This is a genomic window from Streptomyces jumonjinensis (assembly GCF_009600885.1).
In the GTDB taxonomy this organism is placed as follows: Bacteria; Actinomycetota; Actinomycetes; order Streptomycetales; family Streptomycetaceae; genus Streptomyces; species Streptomyces jumonjinensis.
In genome coordinates this window covers 23941-25284 of the sequence record NZ_VCLA01000184.1, presented here as the reverse complement: position 1 = coordinate 25284, position 1344 = coordinate 23941, and the positions used below count along the sequence as shown (strand labels likewise).

1 pseudogene is annotated in these 1344 nt (G+C 72.8%); it reads right to left on the bottom strand.

Going from position 1 to position 1344, the window contains the following annotated elements:
• Positions 1-1126 (bottom strand): annotated as a pseudogene (locus FF041_RS38215) (ABC transporter ATP-binding protein); the annotation flags it as partial.
• Between the last annotated feature and the right edge of the window lie 218 nt (positions 1127-1344).

Below are 1344 nucleotides of genomic sequence, written 5' to 3'. Positions count from 1 at the left end.
CCATGTGCGCCATGTTGACGAAGGTGGTGAGGGAGCGGTGGCTGGACTGGATCGCCAGGACGGCTCCGGCGCCGACGGCGAGGGGGATCCAGCCGCCGATCAGCATCGCGCACAGCGCCGCGTAGGTGATGCCGGTGCCGACGCCGCCGGCCGTGCGCCCGGCGAGGTGGATCCGGGCCGCGCGGACACCGAGCCGGGTGTCCTCGGCGGCGATCTTCTCGGTGAGCCGCCGATGCTCCGCGAGCAGCGCGCCCTGGGTGGTGTTGGAGCGGATCTCGGCCGCGGAGTCCTGGTCGAGGAGAATCCAGCTGAAGGTGCGCACCCGCCGCTGGAGGGCGTTCCACCGCATGTACGAGTGGAAGCGCTCCTTGGCCGCTCGGACGGCGGCGGCGCCGACCGGGAGCACGGACAGCGGCAGCATGAGGATCAGCAGGGGATGGAGCACGGTGAGAACGGCCGCGGTGGCGACGAGGTCGAGGAGGGCTGCGGCCAGGGCGACGATCTGGCCCACGACCTGCCGCGCGAAGTACAGGCCCCTGTCGGAGGCCCGGTGGATATCGTCGTGCCAGTTCGCGTCGTCGACCGCTTCGAGCCGTACGTGGGCGACCAGCTGGTAGAACTCCACTTCCAAAGCGGTGCGGATCTTCGGGGTGAGGCGGGCCTCGGCGGTGGAGACCGCGGTCTCCAGCGCGGCCCGCAGCGACAGGAGCGCCACGACCAGGGCCAGCTCGGGCAGCGCGGAGCGGATCTTGTCCGGTGTCGGTCCGGACGCGAACAGCGTGTGGAGGACAGCGACCGAAGCGACCAGGCCGAAGGCGTTCATCGCCGCGGACATCAACTGCAGTACGGCGACCGCGACGGTGCCCCGCCGGTCCGCCCGCCATGCCAGCGCCCCGACCTGCCGCACGATCCTCGGTAGCTGGACGAGGATCTCCCGCACGCTCGCCTTCGCCGACGCCCCGTCGTGCACCGCCCAGTACGCGGTCTCCATCCCGTCGGTGATGTCGTCGCCGTCGGCGGGCCCGGCGGGCACCCGCGCCGGGGGGAGTTCCAGCCCGGGCGCTGTCCGGGGCGGCGGGACGCGCCCTCCGCCGGTCTGGGCGGCCCTGCTCTGCGCCTCGGTCATCCGCGCCTCCCCGGTGCTCGCTGCGGGCGCCGGGCTCCCTGGCATCCTTCGATGGGCGGAGCAGCGGGGCGGGTCGTCAACGCCATCGGCGTTCTCCTTTGTCTGTTCGCCGCGCCGCGGGGGCGCGGCGCGGTCATCAGCCACTGGCCGGGTGGGTGGGTGTGTGGGTGGGACGATCTCGGCTGTTGGTGCTGCGGTATCCGGGACAACGACCCGGA